This is a genomic window from Massilia sp. CT11-108 (assembly GCF_047302915.1).
GTDB lineage: Bacteria > Pseudomonadota > Gammaproteobacteria > Burkholderiales > Burkholderiaceae_D > Telluria > Telluria orientalis.
In genome coordinates, this window is record NZ_JBKYMO010001827.1 from 1 (window position 1) to 229 (window position 229).

Consider the following 229-nt stretch of genomic DNA (forward strand, 5'->3'; position numbering starts at 1 on the left):
CATTCCTCTGCGGGTGTCAGCCCCGACAGCTTGATTGGTCAGGGGAGCAGAGTAGGAGAAAAGGCGAGTATCAAAAAGTGCATCATTGGTCGTCATTGCGTTATCGGCAAAGGCGCCAAATTGACCGGTTGTGTCCTCTGGGACTTTGTCGTCGTTGAGGAAAAGTGAGTCTTCGGGATTACCTAGACATGTGAATCCTAGGACAGTCGCTGATGTCCAGTGCCAACAT

The 229-nt window shown here is 51.1% G+C and carries 1 protein-coding gene; it reads left to right on the plus strand.

Annotation, left to right across the window (positions count from 1 at the left end; translation table 11 throughout):
* The first annotated feature begins 30 nt into the window (after positions 1-30).
* Positions 31-168 carry a hypothetical protein gene (locus ACEN88_RS36475; protein WP_413347238.1) on the plus strand — a complete coding sequence of 46 codons (138 nt, stop codon included), beginning with the start codon at positions 31-33 and terminating at the stop codon, positions 166-168.
* Positions 169-229: the final 61 nt, after the last annotated feature.